The organism is Streptomyces sp. ISL-66, from assembly GCF_018614135.1.
Lineage (GTDB): Bacteria > Actinomycetota > Actinomycetes > Streptomycetales > Streptomycetaceae > Streptomyces.
Map to the genome: position 1 here is coordinate 1 of NZ_JAGGOW010000159.1, position 15845 is coordinate 15845.

Genomic DNA, 15845 nt, shown 5'->3' on the forward strand with positions numbered 1-15845 from the left:
GCCGCCGCCCGGCCGCTGGCCGTCGCGGCCGTGGCGGCCGGAGTCGGCACGACGGCCGAGATCGCCGCGGGCAGCGCGGCCCGCCGGCTCACCCCGCGCCTGGCCACGACGGCCGACTTGGAGATGGTCGACGCCCACATGGACGTGGAGGTCTCCGCCTACGACGAGCCCGCGTTCTCCGACCGCTCGGAGGCCGCCGAGATCGGGGCCGCCCGCTCCTCCATGCTCGTCAAGGACGCGATGGCCTTCACCAACGGCCTGGTCAACCTCCTCGCGGTCGCCGGCGTCCTCGCCGTGGTCCACCCCGTCCTGATGCCGTTGCTGCTGCTCTGCGCCGTGCCGCGCGGCACGGGCGCCGTCATCGCCGCCCGGCTCGACTACGCCCTCCACAACGAGACGATCGCCTCGCGCAACATCCGCGGCATGATGCGCTGGTACCTCACCACCCACAAGCTCGGTGACGAACTGCGCTGCAACTCCATGCGCCCCTACGCGCACGCCTGGTACGCCGCCGTCTGCGGCCGCATCGACGCCAAGCTCGTCGGCTCCGCCCCCCGCTACCTGCGGGTCTCGCTCCTCGCCGCGGCCCTCGGCGGCCTGTTCCAGCTCGGCACCTGGGCGGCGCTCGCCGGGCTCGTCCTCACCGGTTCCATGGCCCTGGCCGCGGCGGGCACGGCGATCGTCGCCATGCGCACCTCGGCCTCCGCGCTCTCCAGCCTCGTGGTCTACGGGGCGTACATGTTCCAGCACGCCCTCTACCTCGAGGACTACCGCCTCTTCCTGGAGCAGGCCCGCGAACTGGCCGCCACCCGGGGCTCCGTCGAGGCGGAGCCGCCGGAGAAGGTCAGCCTGGAGAACGCCTCGTACACCTACCCGGGCAAGGACACCCCGGCGCTCGGCCCGGTCAGCCTGTCGCTGTCCCGGGGCGAGATCATCGCCGTCGTCGGCGAGAACGGCGCCGGGAAGTCCACCCTCATCCGGCTGCTGACCGGCCTGACGGTCCCGAGCGACGGGGAGGCGTACTGGGACGGCACCCCGACGCGCGCGCACGACCAGCGGACCCTGTGGACGCACGTCGGCCTGGTCGCCCAGTCCTTCGCGCAATGGCCCTTCACCGTTATGTGATCTGTCAAGGTGTCCCAGGAACGGCTGTCTCATCGTCAGTGGACTGGTTCTGAAACTGAGCCCCTTTGGACCCAGTGCGGAAGACCGTGCAACGAGCAGGCTCACCACCGCGATCTCGAACGCAATCCCCATATGGAGCAGACCGTCGATCTCTGGGCGTGCGGACGTCACACCCAGGTGCCATGTTGGTCCCAGGATCCTAGGAACAATCACGTTCTCGTGAACAGTGATCTCCACGCCGTGTCTGTTCGAGCCGCGCCCCCATAAATGAGCACCGTTGCACGTAAGCGCGCGGCAGAAATGCATTCTAGGCCCCCAACATTCACCGCCTGACCATCCCACTCGACGCAATCGCCGGAGAGATGATATGACCTCAAACGACCAGCGCAACAGCAGCGATTCGATACTCGGAACCCGCGGAGGCCAGGCCGAACCACTCGATGGAGAGGACTCGCATTCGACGACTCGCCGCGTCTTCGTGGCGCGCACCCTGGGGGTGACGACGGCACTCCTTACGACTGGCGCCTGTGCCAAGTCAGTCGCTGGTGTGCTCAGCGGCGATGCGGTGACTCTGGCTGGCCAGCCGGAGTGGCACTTCTGCTCCCAGTGCTTCGGAATGTTCTACTCCGGCGACTCGAATGGCCATATGGGCGTGTGCCCAGGCGGTGGCGCGCATCGGAAGTACGGCTTTAACTTTGTCCTCCCGCACAATGTGCCAGAAACCCCGAACACTCAGAGGGATTGGGTTTTCTGCCCCAAATGCTTCGGACTGTACTACGGCCGCGAAGATGGCCATTTCCCCAGAGCGGGCGTATGCCCAGCCGGCCAGGCACATGGGGCAACCTCCGACAGCTTCAACTTCGTCCTGTTGCACGATGTGCCAGAACCCCCTGGGGGCAATCAGCAGGGGTGGCGCTTCTGCTGGAAGTGCTTCGGCATGTTCTACGCAGGCGACAAGAAGGGCAGGAGAGGCGCATGTCCGGACGGCGGGAGCCATGCAGAGTATGGCTTCAACTTCGTCCTCCCTCACACAGCGGAGTTTTATAAGCCCCCGGCCCCTCCGGCCCCGCCGACCATCTCTGTCAGCTACGATAGGACGGGCCCGACCTTCACCGTTAGCGGGCAAGGATTTCTCCCGAATCACGTGGTACACGTGCGCGTCGTCAACAACGCCAACCCCGCAACCGTTTTCTTCGACACCACAGCCAACGGTTCGGGAGGCATTAACTTCCCGATCACCTTCGCAATCAGCCCTCCGCAGACCTACAGTTTCTCAGCCAACGATGCACGAAGTAATCCCAAGGATGCGACGGGCACCCTGTGGTCGAACACCGTGACGCTCACGGCAACCTGAGAGAGCAGGGCCCCAGAGAGGTAGGGGATTGTCGCGTCAAATCAGACGTTCCCCCACTTCCCCGGGCCCTGCCGGACGACCCGGCGGGAGACCTTGCCACGTGCGTCGGCTGGCTGCCCGGGGCGATGGGCACGTCGTGCGGATATCACAGCCACTCGACCATCTTGCTCGGATCGCAGACCGACTGCCAGTAGGAATCAGGGACCGCCCGGCAGCAACTGATCCACGGCCGCTGCTGTGCAACGACCGTGTCAGAGTCCCTGGAGATCAACGGCGGCCTCGAATCGCAAGTCTTGATCGTTTCTCGGCCCCGGATCACACTGGTCCTGCCTGTTACCTACCGAAGTGGGCTCACCGTTCCTCTGGTCCCCTCCTCGACCTGGCCACGAAGTCTGCGTGCGTCTTCCTCCAGTTCGGCGTTTCGCAAGGTCAGTGCCTGGATGTGGTTGGCGTAGGCGGTGACCGTGTCCTGGAGTTCGCGGATCTCGGTGGCCTTCCCCTTGCGTAGGTCGCGTTCGGCTGCCCGTCGGCGTGTGATCTCTGCCCTGAGTTCGTCTACCTCAGGACGTCTCACCTCAGGGGCCGCGAGGATCTCCTTGATCGCGGCAGCGACCGGGGAACGGTAGTACGAGGCCCGGCCCACGCCAGCCTCCGCCGCGATGTTGACGACGGTCAGAGCGCCGTCGGTCGTCTGCGGGCGGCCGTCGACGAGTTCTTCGAAGGCGCGCATGATGCGGCGGTCGATCTCGCTCAGGTCCAGGTGTTCCCTGGCGAGGCGGGCAAAGACAGTCGGGGCTGCATCGCTGGAAGTCATGCAGGGACACTCCCCTCGTCGTTGATCTCGGCGATCAGTCGCGTCAGCGAGGCCAGGTGTTCGGTGATGGCGATCCTCTGGAGGGGTGGCAGGGCGTCCAGGTCGCTGAAGTCCTGATGGGTGAGGTCTCGGGCCCGAGCCAGTCGTGGCAGATGGATGGCGGACCGGCGGGAGTTGGGGCACTGGAGGCACATGCTCAGCATCGGCAGCGGCCGTCCAGCCAATTTGGCCCGCTTGTTGCAGACGGCCGTCTCGGCCTGGTGGAAGCAGTCGTTGAGCAGGCCAGGGTGCAATGTGCGGGTCAGGTTATTGAGCATCGCGCGCAGGCGTACAGGGCTGGACACCACACCGGGCAGGTCGCCCAGTTCGGCCCGGATGCGGTCGAACTCGGCCTCGACGCGTTGGGCCGCTCCGCCCGCAGATTTACCGCCGTCGTTCCAGTCGTGGAAGAGGTCCTCCACGTAGTCGAGCCTGGCCACCATCTGATCGGCGGCGACCTCATCGGCGAAACCCGAGGCCGAAGTCCCCGCGTAGCCCTCGAAGATCGCGTATGCGGCATGTTTGTACTGCCGTGTGCCGGCGACGACCCCGAAGGGCTGATGTGCGATGTGCCAGGCCAGCGTGCGGCGGAACTGCCGGGTGTTGAAGGCCCAGGGCATCAGTTGCGTCTCCTGCTGTTCAGCAGTGCACCCTTCCCGCTGGGGTGCTTCGCGGTCCTCTGCCTGGGCTTCGGTCTCCGGCGCTGGTTCCACCGGTGCAGGCGACGTGGCGACGAGCGGGAGGTAGGGGCCCTCCTCGGTGCGGAACAGGTCGTCGAGGTGGGCGCAGAAGACGGCGAGGCGGCCGGGGACGGCTCGCAGCATCACGTAGCCGACGTTCGGGCCGCCGGTGTAGCCGAACAGGTGGGTCGGGTCATCGTTGATGTGAAGCAGCACCTCGACTGCGCGATGAACGACGTCGAGGACCACCCACTCGGCTTCGTCCCCACTGAGACGGCGTCCCTTGAAGACACGACCGCGAAGCTTGTGGCGCGGGCGGCCGTCGGCTCCTGGTTCCGTGAAGGCGCAGTCACGGCCGAGTTCGCGCACTTCCACGTCGCGCATGCCCGACAGGTAAGCGATCACGATCCAGCATGCCACTCGGAGGCTGACGATTTCGGCGGCCAGGGTCGCCGGCGACATCTCCGGGCGCCAGGGCAGCCCCGTGGCCGGCCACGGCGAGATGTTCGTGGCCAGGCCGCCGTCTTCCCAGCCCAGTTCCTGACCCGCCTCCGTGATCCGAGGCAGCAAATGGTGGATGTGCCCAGCGCGGAGGAGCAAGGTGAGCATGCGCAGGTTGGGGGCCTGCACCACCCCGTTGACGATCCGGGCCCCGGGCTTGGTGTGTACGAGGGCGAGGGGGAGCGCCGGCAGACCGCGGCCCGCAGCCCGGCGCGCCTCGACGAAGGCATCCAGCCGTTGCATGACCTCGCCGTCAGCAGCCTTCGAGCGACGGCTCCAGTTCTGTTCGAGACGGGCCAACTCCTCCTGGGCCGCGAAGATGTCTCGGCTGGCAGTCTCCACGTAGAAGAGGGCAGCGCCCAGCAGTGCACGCATCACATCCTCGGGGATGCGCGGGGTCGTGTTCTCGGTCGGCTTGTCCAGCCCGGCGACTGCTTTGGCGGATCGTCCCGCCCAGGGGACCAGGCCCAACCGGTCGCGGGTCAGGAAAGCGCTGTGGGCGGCCACGTGCTGGAGCAGGCGGACAGCCGCACTGGCCGCATGCGCACTCTCCTGCTTCCACACGGCCAGGGCAGCGGTGAGGTGGTGCCGCTCGACATCGCGCAGCTGTGGCGCACCGACGCCGCGTAGGTCCCGCAGGACGCGGGCGAACAATGTCAGTTCCTCGTAGGCGCCGGTGGGCTTCATCGGCAGGCCCATCCGTCCGGACGGGTGCCGCAGCCGAGAGTAGAGGTACTCCTTGGCAGTCTGCCGGTCCTCCCCCGGGGCGAATCCGGTGAACATCAGGCGCGTGCTCATAGCGGTCCGGGGCAGGACGAGACGCAAGTCCCATACGTCGTCGCTGAACCGTGGTCCCCTATCGGCCAGGCCGGCGGTCACGCGAGCGGGAAACACGTACTCCTCATCGGCTTCGAGCACAGGCTCCAGAGCGGGGTTGTGGAAAGTCGTCACGTCAGGACCTCCAAGAAGGAAGGCGGAAGGGCGAGGCGGGCCCCGTCGCCCTCGGCGATGGCTCGGGCGGTAGCGATCTGCGCGGTGCTGAACTGGGCCAGCACGCCGGTGGTGATCCGCTGGTGCGCGGTCCCGAAGCGGCTCTGCCATTCAGCAGCAGAGAATTCCTCGCGCTGACGCTCGATCGTGGCCAGAGTGGACAGCACCGCCGGCAGATGGCGGGTGCCGAACACGGCGTTCGGGCACTCCAGGCACACCCATGGCGGCACAGGGCACGGCGCTCCCTTCTTGCCCGCATAAGGGGAGGCGAAGAAGTCCTGACAGGAGGACAGCCACACATCCGTCGCCCCCGACAGGGCATCGCGAACTGCATCGGGGGCGATCTCCACCGTTCCTTCGTCCAGGCGCCGGCCGTCGTCGTCCAGGACCACGGGGGGCGGCAGTACGACGGCCAGCGCCTGGGCCAGGCCCGCCTCCACCGCCTGGTCATGGATCTCCTCGTGCGCGCCGATGTCGCCGTAGTGCCTGCCTGCAACCTCCGGCGTGTGACCGCTTGCGAAGTCCAGCAGGATCCCGCCGGCCCTCAGGTACTGCTGCGACTTGTAGGTCTTGCGCAGCCGCCGCAGGTCGAGGGTGACCGGGACTCCTCCTCTGTCCTGCATGCCCTCGATCCCGTGGGCGTGCATCCATGCCCGCCGGTACGGGGTGTCGACGACGATCCGCTCCACGAAGCGGGCCGTCACCTCGCCGGTCCGACGTGAAACGGTCACCCACAGGTCCGGGGCCTCGACCAGTCCGCGGGCCCGCCGGGTGAGGCGCAGGGCCAGGCGTACGACGCCGCCGGGAGACCGGAGGGTTCCGCTGTCACGGACCCGCATGGTCTTGTGGGGATTGCCCCGTGCCCGACGCTTCACGTAAGCCAGGTTGACGTAGCCGCGCGCAGGGTTGGCCAGGCAGCCGGTCTGCAGCTGCTTGATGCTTTCTGGTTCCATGCCGGTCTGGCAGGCCAGCAGGATTTGGAAGGGGATCACGTCCTCGTTGGTCAGGAACAGGCGGGTGTTGATCTCGCGGATACCGCCGTGCCGGATGACACCCGGGATGCGGCTGTGGACAGGACGCAGGGGGCCGTGGTGCTCGGTGTGCCACAGGATGTTCTCGAGGCGGTCCCATCCATGGACCGCCGGATCATTTCCGGTGGCTGCCAGGCGCTCGCCCTCCAGGATCCGGTCGCGGATCTCTCCGACGCTGGCGAGCGAGGCGGCTTCCAGTGCCTCGAAGACCGGCAGCGGATAGGAGTCCAGCGGCTTCATATGACGCCGGTTCGCGTCCGCGGTGGCATAGCCGAGGCGCGCGGCGAAGGCCGGATCGATCGCGCCCGGGTAGGCCTCCCGGACGGACCGGAGCAAGGCAACCAGGCACGACATGATGACGTATGGCTCCTTGCTGTCCTGGCCGTACTCGGCGATCAATATCGACTCGTAGGCGTCCAGCAGTTCGGGTTCCAGGTCGTCCAGATCCAGGTCGTCCGCCAGCTCTGGCGCACTTGCCGCCGCGAGGGCGATGAATTGGCGCACGGTGCCGAGCAGGTAACGCCGAAAGCGCTTCCGGTTCTGCACCGATCCCCGGCTTACGGGCGACTGCACCAGGGCTTCCGCCAATGCCCGGGTGAGGCGGGGGCACGGCAGGTCGGACAGGTCGACGACCTCCTCCACCCCGCTGAAGGTCACGGTGAACACCACGGGCCCCAGCCGAGGCACCGGCTCGCACGGCGCGGGAACGTCCTCGGCCGCAGAGAAGCGGACCCGGCGCGCGCTCACAGGGCCACCCTCGCAGCGGGAACTTGCAATTGGTCGAGAGCCGCGGCCTGCTCGTCCCATTCCGCAAGAGCTGACAGCACGATCTCCTGGGCTTCGTCCAGCACGTCGAGATACGCGTAGACGGTCTCCTCGCGGGCATGGCCAAGCAACAGCTGCAGCTTGCGCATCGGATTGCCGATCAGCATCCGCTTAATCTGGGCGAGGGTGAAGCGGCGATCCTCCTGCATCCCCATTGCACGCACTGTCTGCCTCAGCAGCAGACCCAGCATGTGCACCGCAAAGGTGTGCCGCAGCGTGTGCGGATGGACCTCAAGGTCGACACCGAACTTCGCGCACCGCTCATTGGCCCGCCGGAACGCCGACTGCCAGGTCGAGCTCCGCAACGGTTGCCCGTCCTCGCCCAGCCAGAGCCACAGTGGGCCGGCCGGCTGCCCGTGAGTGTCGACGGACACCAGCCGACGCCGCCGGTCAGCATCGATCGAGGAGTACGCCCACGATCGCCCTGCACCCTCGACAACAACGGCCTGCCGATTGGCCCGACGAACCAGCAGCGGATCCTTCCAGTTCTCGTACGCGCCGCCGAGACCACGGCGCTGGACGAGCTCGTCGCGCTCGATGGCCAGGTAGTGGTGCAGCTCCCGCAGGACCTGCTTCCGCATGAACACCGTCCGAGGTCGGTGCCGCTTGGTGACAGCCGCCGACAGGTGCAGGTCGCCGCGCTCCGGCGCGAGCGGCGGCAGCTCGGGGACCAGCAGACTCGACGCCTCGCCCAGCCGCATCCCGGTGCACACCAGCAGATCCGCGAACAAGGCGTTGCGCTCGCCGTTGCGCCCGCGCCACTTAGGATCACGTCCGCCGCCCGGCAGGCACCCCAGCAGCCCCACATCGCGCCACAGGAGGTACTCCTCGTACGGCACGAATGTGATCGGCTCGCGATGCCACTCAACCTCGCCTTCGGCAATCACCCGGACCTGCTTGGCGCCCTGAGCAGTCATCACCGTCTTGTCGACGTATCGGAACGGCTCCTTTTCCAACAGGCCCTCGTACAACGACCAGCGCACCCACTTGTCCAACGCGGCCATCGCCCGGCCCCAGGTGCTCTCCTTGATCCGGTCGTCCGGATCCGCCGCGAACAGCCGGGCCTGCTTGTAGGCCCGCAGATCATCCCCGTCCATCTGCCAGATGTTCTTCCCGCCCCGGGCTTCATGCAGGAAACGGCAGATCAGCATGATGTCCGAGCAGTAGCCACTGACCCCGTTCTCCGACTTCACGCCCCACTCGGGCAACTCCCGAATGAACCGGTTCAGCGGTAGGTCGTACGAACCGTCGGCTGCCAGGATGAACGGAACGCGCTCGGTGACGCCAGCTCTGCGCAGCACATCGACGGCGTCCGGGAGTGAGCCGGGCGAGGTCCGCCTGAACGAAGTCCGATGCGAGGCAACTACTGCCTCAGACACCGTCTGTGACAGCTCGACACTTTCAGCCGCAACAAAATCGGAATCCACTCAACACCCCCAAGAGCCCTGCGGGACGGTCTCCCCATGCCCAACGAGCAGCGGGCCTGTGAGACACCCGGAAGTGCCAACATAATCACCGCCCGCGAGAACGTCACCCTCGGCCAGCCCGACGAGCGCGGTGAGGACGCGGTGTGGGAGGCGCTCGACGCGGTCGGCATGCGCGGGGCCGTCCGCGACTACCCGCAGGGCCTCGACACGCTCCTGGCCCGCTCACTGTGGGGAGGCCACGAACCCTCCGGCGGACAGTGGCAGCGCCTGGCCTGCGCCCGCGCCTTCCACCGCAAGCCCCGGCTCCTGATCATGGACGAACCGACCTCGGCGATGGACGCACGGGGCGAGCACCAGATCTTCACCGGGCTGCAGGCGATGAAGGAGGACCGGATCACCATGATCGTCACGCACCGGATGGAGAACTGCCGCCTGGCCGACCGCATCATCGTCCTGGAAAAGGGCCGCCTGATCGAATCCGGCACCTTCGCCGAACTGACCGCCCTCGGCGGCACCTTCGCCGAGCTGTACGGCCTCTCCCAGGACCGCTGACGGCGGGTCGCGGGCGCTGACGGCACGGAGCCGCGGATCCCCCCGTCCCGTACGCGCAAGGACGGACGGCGTACGGGATCCGCGACTCCCGCTGTTCCGGATCCACGTGTCGGGCCAACCACCCGTGTCCGTACGGGCGGTGGCGGTTCGGGTGTGGGGGCCATCGGCATCGGGTGCGGGTCCCGGTGGCACCGCGCGCGGCTACGAGGCGGCGTACCGGGCCAGGAACAGGTCCACGCCCGAGGCGACCACGCGGGTGAGCTCGGCCGCGTCGACCTCGGCGGCGGGCGCGAAGGTGTGGATGAGCTGGGGGACCCCGACGGTGGCGGCGACGAGTTGCTGGACGGCGAGGGCGGGGTCGGGGACGTCGAGCTTCCCGCGCCGGTTGAGCTCGGTGACGGCCTCGACGAGGGGGCCGTTGTTCATGTCGTACGTGACGCGGTACCAGAGCTGGCCGAGCTGCGGGAAGCGGTCGATCTCGCCGATCACCAGGCGGCGCAGCGACATGATGTCGGGGCGCAGCAGCAGCGCGGCCCAGTCCCGGGTGAGGCTGACCAAGGCGGCCCGCAGGTCGGGGGCGTCCGCGATGGTGGAGCTGCAGGGCTCGAGGCCGGCGTAGGTCCGGGGCAGGATGCCGCCGATGACGGCGAGGAAGAGCCGTTCCTTGTTGCCGAAGTGCTTGTAGATGGTCGCTTTGGACACGCCGGAGCGGCTGGTGATCGCGTCCATGGAGGCGGCCGAGTAACCCTCGGCCAGGAACTCGGCGGCGGCCGCGTCGATGATCGCCTGCCGTTTGCGCTGGGCGGCGTCCGAGGGCCCGGGGATGACCGGGATGCCGTACTCGTCCGTGGCGTGCGCCGTCTCGGCGTCCATGGGGGTGTCCTTCGTATCCGCGCGGTGCTGTGTGCGGTTCCAGTATATGAACTGAACCGTTCGGTTTGCGCCACGCGCGGGCCGGTGGCCGCCCTCCCGCTGCACTCCGAACCGTCCAGTTCAGTGTCGAGACTGAACCGTCTGGTTTAGTTGAGGGCCAAAGAAAGACCGGCCGGCGAGAACCTTGCCGGCCGGTCCACCCGCTTCGGGTCAGCCCTGGCCCACGCCACCGCTCTTCACCGTGTCGGTGATGTCCGCGGTGTCGGCGGCCGGCGGGGCGGAGATGGCCTTCGCCACGCCGAACGACAGGAAGTCCACGTTGACGCTCATGGTGCCGAAGGTCTGGTTCAGCCGCGAGGGCATGCCCTTGTCGTCCACCCAGACGTCGGCGACGAGCTCGCCGCCGTCACCGCCCACCGCGCCGAACGCGGAAGCGGCGTCGCCCAACTTGTCCGAGGGGATCGTGGCGCGGTAGTGCACGGAGCTCTTGCCGTTGACGTCCTCCTTGCCGACCTTGGTGACGTTATTGGCCCACTTGAGGGTCTTCAGCCCGGCCGTCGGATCGTTGTTGCCCGATTCCATGGCCGCGGCGCCCTTGTCGCCCAGCACGGCCGAGGCGTCGAGCTTCAGCCAGGTCTTGCCCTTGAAGGGGCCGTCGGATGCCGGGTCGATGCCGTAGTAGTACGAACCCTGGACGAGTCGGAACGTGATCGTGCCGTCAGCGACCAGTTCCTCCATCTCAAGGTCCTTGGCCGGCATCTCGGCCTCCATCGCGAGGCCGTTGCCCCACGAGTAGACGCCGTTCATCGCGACCGGCTTGCCGCCGGTGTCGGGCATCGTCACGGTCATCTTGACGTCGGCCGAGCCCGCCTTCGAGGCGTCGTCGGAGGCCTTCGCGAGCGTCGCGACGAGCGTCTCCGCCGAATCGGCGGCCTGCTTGCCCACGGATGTGCCGACCGCGCAGCCGCTCATGCCCGCTGCCACGAACAGTGCTGCGGCGATGCCCGCAGCCGTCCTGTTTGCCTTCATTTCCCACCCCTTGGTCATTTACCCGTACCGGTGTCCATCCCTGCGGACAGTCGGGACAGTCGGGCATCCTCCCACGCTCGCATGCTCCGACGACTTTCCGGGTTCCCTTTACGTTCCGCCGCTGCCGCGCGGGTTTTCCCGGGGCGGTGTTCCCCCGACGGGCCGGGAAAATCCCCTCGGGCCGCGCCGTTCGGCCTGGTTATGCTTCCGGAATGTTGCGACTGGAGCGGCTCAGGGCCGATCACGGAGACGGCCTGCTGGCCTTCGAGCGGGAGAACAGGGAGTACTTCGCACGGTCCGTACCGGACCGCGGGGACGCCTACTTCGAGGAGTTCGAAGCCCGCCACCGTGCCCTGCTCGCCGAACAGGACGAAGGGTCCTGCCACTTCCACCTCGTGATCGACGAGGCCGACGGAGAACTGGCCGGCCGCGTCAACCTCGTGGACGTCGAGGACGGCGTTGCCGAACTCGGCTACCGCATCGGCGAACGCGCCGCGGGCCGGGGCACGGCGACGGCCGCCGTCGCCGAGGTCTGCTGCCTCGCCGCCTCGGAGTACGGACTGCGCGCCCTCACGGCGGTCACCACCCTCGACAACCCGGCCTCCGCGACGGTCCTGACCCGAAGCGGCTTCGAGGTGGTGGGCGACCTCACCCTCGACGGCCGCCCCGGGCTGAGCTATCGAAAGCCCCTGCCCGCAAGGACGTGACGCCCAGGCCGGAGGGCCTGGTGCTGTGGCGGGGAGACGGTGCGTCACCCCATCGGTGCGCCCGGCGCGCGCGGGCGGGAAAGATCACGGAGGGTGTTGATCACCGGCAGCGCGAGCTGCCGGCCGACCCGCACCGAGGAGTCCCCGCCCGCATGGTTGTCGCCGTCTTCGCTGTCATCGCCGTCCTCGGAGCCGCCGGGATCGCCGTGGGCGCCGTGAGGCTGGGCCACTGCCTGGCGGCCCACCGCGGCATGCCGGAGGCGGGCTCGGCCGTCGGTACGGCCGTCGGTACCGCCCCCGGGGTCGTCTTCTTCCTCGTCCTCACCCTGGTTTCCCTGATGGTGGGTTCCGCCCGGGACCTGGAGGTCGGCCGCAAGGGGAACCACGCGGAGGCGGGCGCCCTCATAGACCCGTACCCGGCGGCCGGCCGGATGCCGGCGGACACGAGGACGCAGGTGCGCGGCCACTCCACCGGGTCTCCCATGCCCCGTCCCGTCCCGGAGCCGCCCGCGCCCTGATCGCGAGTACCTTCCTCAGCCTGCTCCCCGCCTCGCCCGCGACCGCGTACGAGGAGGCGCTGTCGACGGCCAGCGGTGGATACGACACGCGCGATTACGTAAACGAGATCCCCAACCCCCACGACGCCCCCGCGTAGCGGGAGTTGGCGGTGCGGGACGCGCAGGGGGGCTGGAAGCTCGACCCGCCCAGCGGCTGCCGCGCGGCTACCACTCCAATGCCGTCCGTCCTGCCCGACGGCCCTCCGCACCCCTCGCACCCCCCACACCCTTCCCCCTTGGAGCAAGCCGATGGCCTCCGCCCCGCTGCCGCCCCCGGGCTGCCCCCACGCCGGACCCGCCCGCAGGTCCGTGGCCAAGGCCGCGGCCCTTGCCGCCGCCGGTATCACCGCAGGCCTCACCCCGACGGCGTGGGCGGCGTCGGCCCCGGCCGGGGCGGTGGCCGCCGGAGTACCGGCGGGGGTCGCGGAAACCGCACGGACCGCCGCGGAACCCGCACGGGCCGCCGCCGTCGAAGACCCCCTCCCGCTGCGCACCGACCGCCACAGCCAGGGCGACATCCTCGCCGGCTTCCGCAAGGACCACGCCTGCCTGCTCTTCCTCCACTTCCGCGACGCCGGCCAGGCCCGCCAGTGGCTGGCCCGCCTGCTGCCCTCGATCTCCACCACCGAGGAAGTGGCGCGCTTCAACCAGGCCTTCAGCAAGGCCCGTCGGCGCGCAGGCGGCATCGATCCCGAGTCGATGTCCCGTCTGTGGACCGGGCTCAGCCTCACCCATCCGGGCCTGCGCCTGTTCGCGGGCAAGGAGCCCTTCCCCGCCGCCCCGCCCGGATCCAGCGCCGAGGCCTTCACCCAGGGCGCCGCCGCCCGCGCGCAGCAGCTCGGGGACACCGGCACCAGCGCCCCGCAGTCCTGGCTGTTCGGCGCCGAGGAGCCCGGGCGCGCGGTGCACGCCGTACTCACCCTGGCCGCCGACGACCCCGAGCACCTCGCCACCGCCGTCGCCGGACACCGCGACGGCGCGGGCCGGGCGGGGGCGACGGTCCTCTTCCGGCAGGACGGCGGCACCCTCCCCGGCGACCTGCGCGGACACGAGCACTTCGGCTTCGCCGACTGCATCAGCCAGCCCGGCGTACGGGGCTTCGACGAGCCCGATCCGGCCACCGGCAGCACCGTCCTCGGCAAGCCGGGCACCCGGCTGATCCCCGCCGGGGAGTTCGTGGTGGGGGCCGAGAGGGTCGGGCAGCGCCCCACCGCCCTGCCCGCCTGGGCCACCGGCGGGGCCTTCCAGGTCGTACGCCGCCTCGCGCAGGACGTGCCCGGCTGGTGGGCGCAGGTCGCCCTGCGCCTCGCCGAACTCCAGCGCGCCGGCTCCGCGCCCGCCGACGCCGGCCGGGAGTGGCTGGGGGCCCGGCTGATGGGACGCTGGCCCGGCGGGATGCCCGTCGCGCTCTGCCCCGCCGCCGAGCGGCTGCCCCGGCCCGGTGAGGACCCCGACGCCACGCTCGACTACAGCGCGGACCCGGACGGCTGGAAGATGCCGCTCTTCGCGCACATCCGCAAGGGCAACCCGCGCGGCGGCCTCGTCCTCACCCCGGGCCGGCCCCCGCTGGCCCAGGCGGAGCTCGACGGACGCCGCCTGATGCGGCGCGGAATCCCGTACGGCCCCGTGTACGACCCCGACCTGGGCGCCGGCCACGGCCCGGAGGCCTCGCGCGGGCTGCTCTTCGTCTGCCACCAGGCGGACCTGGTGGGGCAGTTCGAGCTCGTGGCGAGCAAGTGGCTGAACGAGCAGGACTTCCCGCCCGGCCGCAACCCGCGCACCGGCGCCGATCCCGTAGTCGGACCGGACTCGCCCTGCGCCTTCGAGACCTCCTCGCAGAGCGGCAGCCGGGCCGACACCCTCTACTTCGGCCGGTACGTGCGCACGGAGGGCTCCGTCTACGCCTTCAGCCCCTCCCTTCCCGTCCTGCGCGCCCTGACCACCGGGGAACTCGACGACTCCATCGAATTCCACGCCGGTTCCGTACTGCGCCCGGGAGACGTCCTCGACGCGGGCAAGGTCCGCCTGACCCTCGAGAGCGCCGGCGAGCTCGCGCTCCTCGACGACCAGGGCCGCCGTACGTGGCACACCGCCACCGGCGGCGCCGGCCACGACGCCGTCTTCACCCCGGACGGCGAGCTGGTCCTGCGCACCGCCGAAGGCCGCCCGGCCTGGTCCAGCGGCACCACCGGCCATCCGCGGGCGCGCCTCCTGCTGCGCCCCGCCGGAGAGTTGACGATCGTGGAGGGGGACCGCGTGCTGTGGAAGGCCTCCGCCTCGTAGGGTGAGCGCATGGCGATCACGGCAGCGGTGACAGGCGAGACCCGGTTGATCTACGGCTGCATGGCGCTCGGCGGCAGCTGGGAGCCCGGCCCCTACCGGGCCGAGGACATCGACGCCGCCGAGGAGGCGATCGAGGCCGCCCTCGAAAGCGGCATCACCCTGTTCGATCACGCCGACATCTACCGGCACGGGAAGTCCGAAGCCGTCTTCGGCGAGGTCCTGGCCCGCACCCCCGGTCTGCGGGAGCGCGTCACGCTCCAGACCAAGTGCGGGATCCGCCTCGCCGACGGCGACCGGCCCGGCATCTACGACCTGCGCGGCGCCACCATCACCCGCCGCGTCGAGGAGAGCCTCGCGCGGCTGCGCACCGACGTCATCGACGTCCTGCTCCTGCACCGGCCCGACCCCCTGGCCGACCCGCAGGAGACCGCCGAGACCCTCACCTCACTGCGGCGCCAGGGCCTCGTAAGGGAGTTCGGCGTCTCCAACATGAACGCCGCGCAGACCGCCCAGCTCCAGCGCCACCTCGACTTCCCGCTCGTCGCCAACCAGCTGGAGATGAGCCTGGACCGGCGGGACTGGCTCGAAGACGGGGTCCTCGTGAACACCCGGGCCGCCGCGACCGTCGGCTTCCCGGCCGGCACCGTCGAGTACTGCGTGGCCAACGGAGTCCGCCTCCAGGCCTGGGGCGCCCTGGCCCAGGGCCGGTTCACCGGACGGCAGGAGACCGAGGGGGAGCACGCGACCGCCGAACTCCTGCGCACCCTCGCGAAGGCCAAGGACACGACGCCCGAGACGATCCTGCTGTGGTGGCTGCAGCGCCACCCGGCGCGGATCGCCCCCATCCTCGGCACCGGCCGCCCGGAGCGCATCCGGGCCTGCCGCGACGCGGCCCTGCGCGCCCCGGACCTCAGCCACGAGGAGTGGTACTCCCTGTGGCTGACGGCCCGGGGCGAGCCGCTGCCGTAGCGGGGGTGCGCTCCGACCCGGTACGCGCAGGACAGGCGGACTCCGGACGGGCGGGCTCTAGTGCCGCGTCAGGCAACGTTCGCCCCGTC

Annotated in this window: 12 protein-coding genes and 1 pseudogene; 7 read left to right on the forward strand and 6 right to left on the reverse strand. The window is 69.6% G+C overall.

Translation table 11 applies throughout. From position 1 onward, the window contains the following. Together J7E97_RS28570 and J7E97_RS28575 are read left to right on the forward strand one after the other, a co-directional pair. Positions 1 to 1125, forward strand: a 1125-nt coding sequence (locus J7E97_RS28570) for an ABC transporter ATP-binding protein/permease (RefSeq protein ID WP_215033215.1), incomplete at its 5' end; no start/stop codon positions are given. A gap of 367 nt (positions 1126 to 1492) precedes the next feature. Continuing rightward, positions 1493 to 2479 (forward strand): hypothetical protein, encoded by a 987-nt coding sequence (locus J7E97_RS28575; protein ID WP_215033218.1) that lies wholly within the window; start codon positions 1493 to 1495, stop codon positions 2477 to 2479. 337 nt (positions 2480 to 2816) lie between these two features. On the opposite strand, the gene J7E97_RS28580 is transcribed toward J7E97_RS28575, so the two are convergent. From J7E97_RS28580 to J7E97_RS28595, 4 genes are all read right to left on the reverse strand, one after another. Beyond that, positions 2817 to 3293 carry a hypothetical protein gene (locus tag J7E97_RS28580; protein WP_215033221.1) on the reverse strand — a complete coding sequence of 159 codons (477 nt, stop codon included), beginning with the start codon at positions 3291 to 3293 and terminating at the stop codon, positions 2817 to 2819. Then, positions 3290 to 5464, reverse strand: coding sequence for a hypothetical protein (locus tag J7E97_RS28585; protein ID WP_215033224.1), 2175 nt, complete (start codon positions 5462 to 5464; stop codon positions 3290 to 3292). Before J7E97_RS28585 ends, J7E97_RS28580 begins: the two co-directional genes overlap by 4 nt. Beyond that, positions 5461 to 7203 (reverse strand): hypothetical protein, encoded by a 1743-nt coding sequence (locus tag J7E97_RS28590; RefSeq protein WP_215033227.1) that lies wholly within the window; start codon positions 7201 to 7203, stop codon positions 5461 to 5463. The genes J7E97_RS28585 and J7E97_RS28590 overlap by 4 nt, the downstream gene beginning before the upstream one ends. Positions 7204 to 7277: 74 nt before the next feature. Then, positions 7278 to 8660 (reverse strand): tyrosine-type recombinase/integrase, encoded by a 1383-nt coding sequence (locus tag J7E97_RS28595; protein ID WP_308346829.1) that lies wholly within the window; start codon positions 8658 to 8660, stop codon positions 7278 to 7280. Positions 8661 to 8870: 210 nt separating this feature from the next. Here J7E97_RS28595 and J7E97_RS28600 point away from each other — a divergent pair. Continuing rightward, positions 8871 to 9338 (forward strand): annotated as a pseudogene (locus J7E97_RS28600) (ATP-binding cassette domain-containing protein); the annotation flags it as partial. A 201-nt stretch (positions 9339 to 9539) separates the two neighbouring features. On the opposite strand, the gene J7E97_RS28605 reads toward J7E97_RS28600, so the two are convergent. Both J7E97_RS28605 and J7E97_RS28610 read right to left on the reverse strand, forming a co-directional pair. Further along, on the reverse strand, positions 9540 to 10211 hold the full coding sequence (locus J7E97_RS28605) for a TetR/AcrR family transcriptional regulator (RefSeq protein ID WP_215033233.1): 672 nt from the start codon (positions 10209 to 10211) through the stop codon (positions 9540 to 9542). A gap of 210 nt (positions 10212 to 10421) precedes the next feature. Next, on the reverse strand, positions 10422 to 11240 hold the full coding sequence (locus J7E97_RS28610) for a hypothetical protein (protein WP_215033236.1): 819 nt from the start codon (positions 11238 to 11240) through the stop codon (positions 10422 to 10424). 212 nt (positions 11241 to 11452) lie between these two features. Here J7E97_RS28610 and J7E97_RS28615 point away from each other — a divergent pair, with 212 nt between their 5' ends. The 4 genes from J7E97_RS28615 (at position 11453) to J7E97_RS28630 (ending at position 15756) form a co-directional block, all read left to right on the forward strand. After that, positions 11453 to 11947 carry a GNAT family N-acetyltransferase gene (locus tag J7E97_RS28615; RefSeq protein WP_215033238.1) on the forward strand — a complete coding sequence of 165 codons (495 nt, stop codon included), beginning with the start codon at positions 11453 to 11455 and terminating at the stop codon, positions 11945 to 11947. Positions 11948 to 12099: 152 nt separating this feature from the next. Beyond that, the gene (locus J7E97_RS28620) at positions 12100 to 12465 is read left to right on the forward strand and encodes a hypothetical protein (RefSeq protein WP_215033241.1); all 366 of its coding nucleotides are present in this window, start codon (positions 12100 to 12102) and stop codon (positions 12463 to 12465) included. Between the two features lie 288 nt (positions 12466 to 12753). Next, complete coding sequence (locus J7E97_RS28625; RefSeq protein WP_215033244.1) at positions 12754 to 14787, forward strand: peroxidase; 2034 nt, start codon at positions 12754 to 12756, stop codon at positions 14785 to 14787. A 9-nt stretch (positions 14788 to 14796) separates the two neighbouring features. Continuing rightward, complete coding sequence (locus tag J7E97_RS28630) at positions 14797 to 15756, forward strand: aldo/keto reductase family oxidoreductase (protein WP_251055308.1); 960 nt, start codon at positions 14797 to 14799, stop codon at positions 15754 to 15756. Positions 15757 to 15845: the final 89 nt, after the last annotated feature.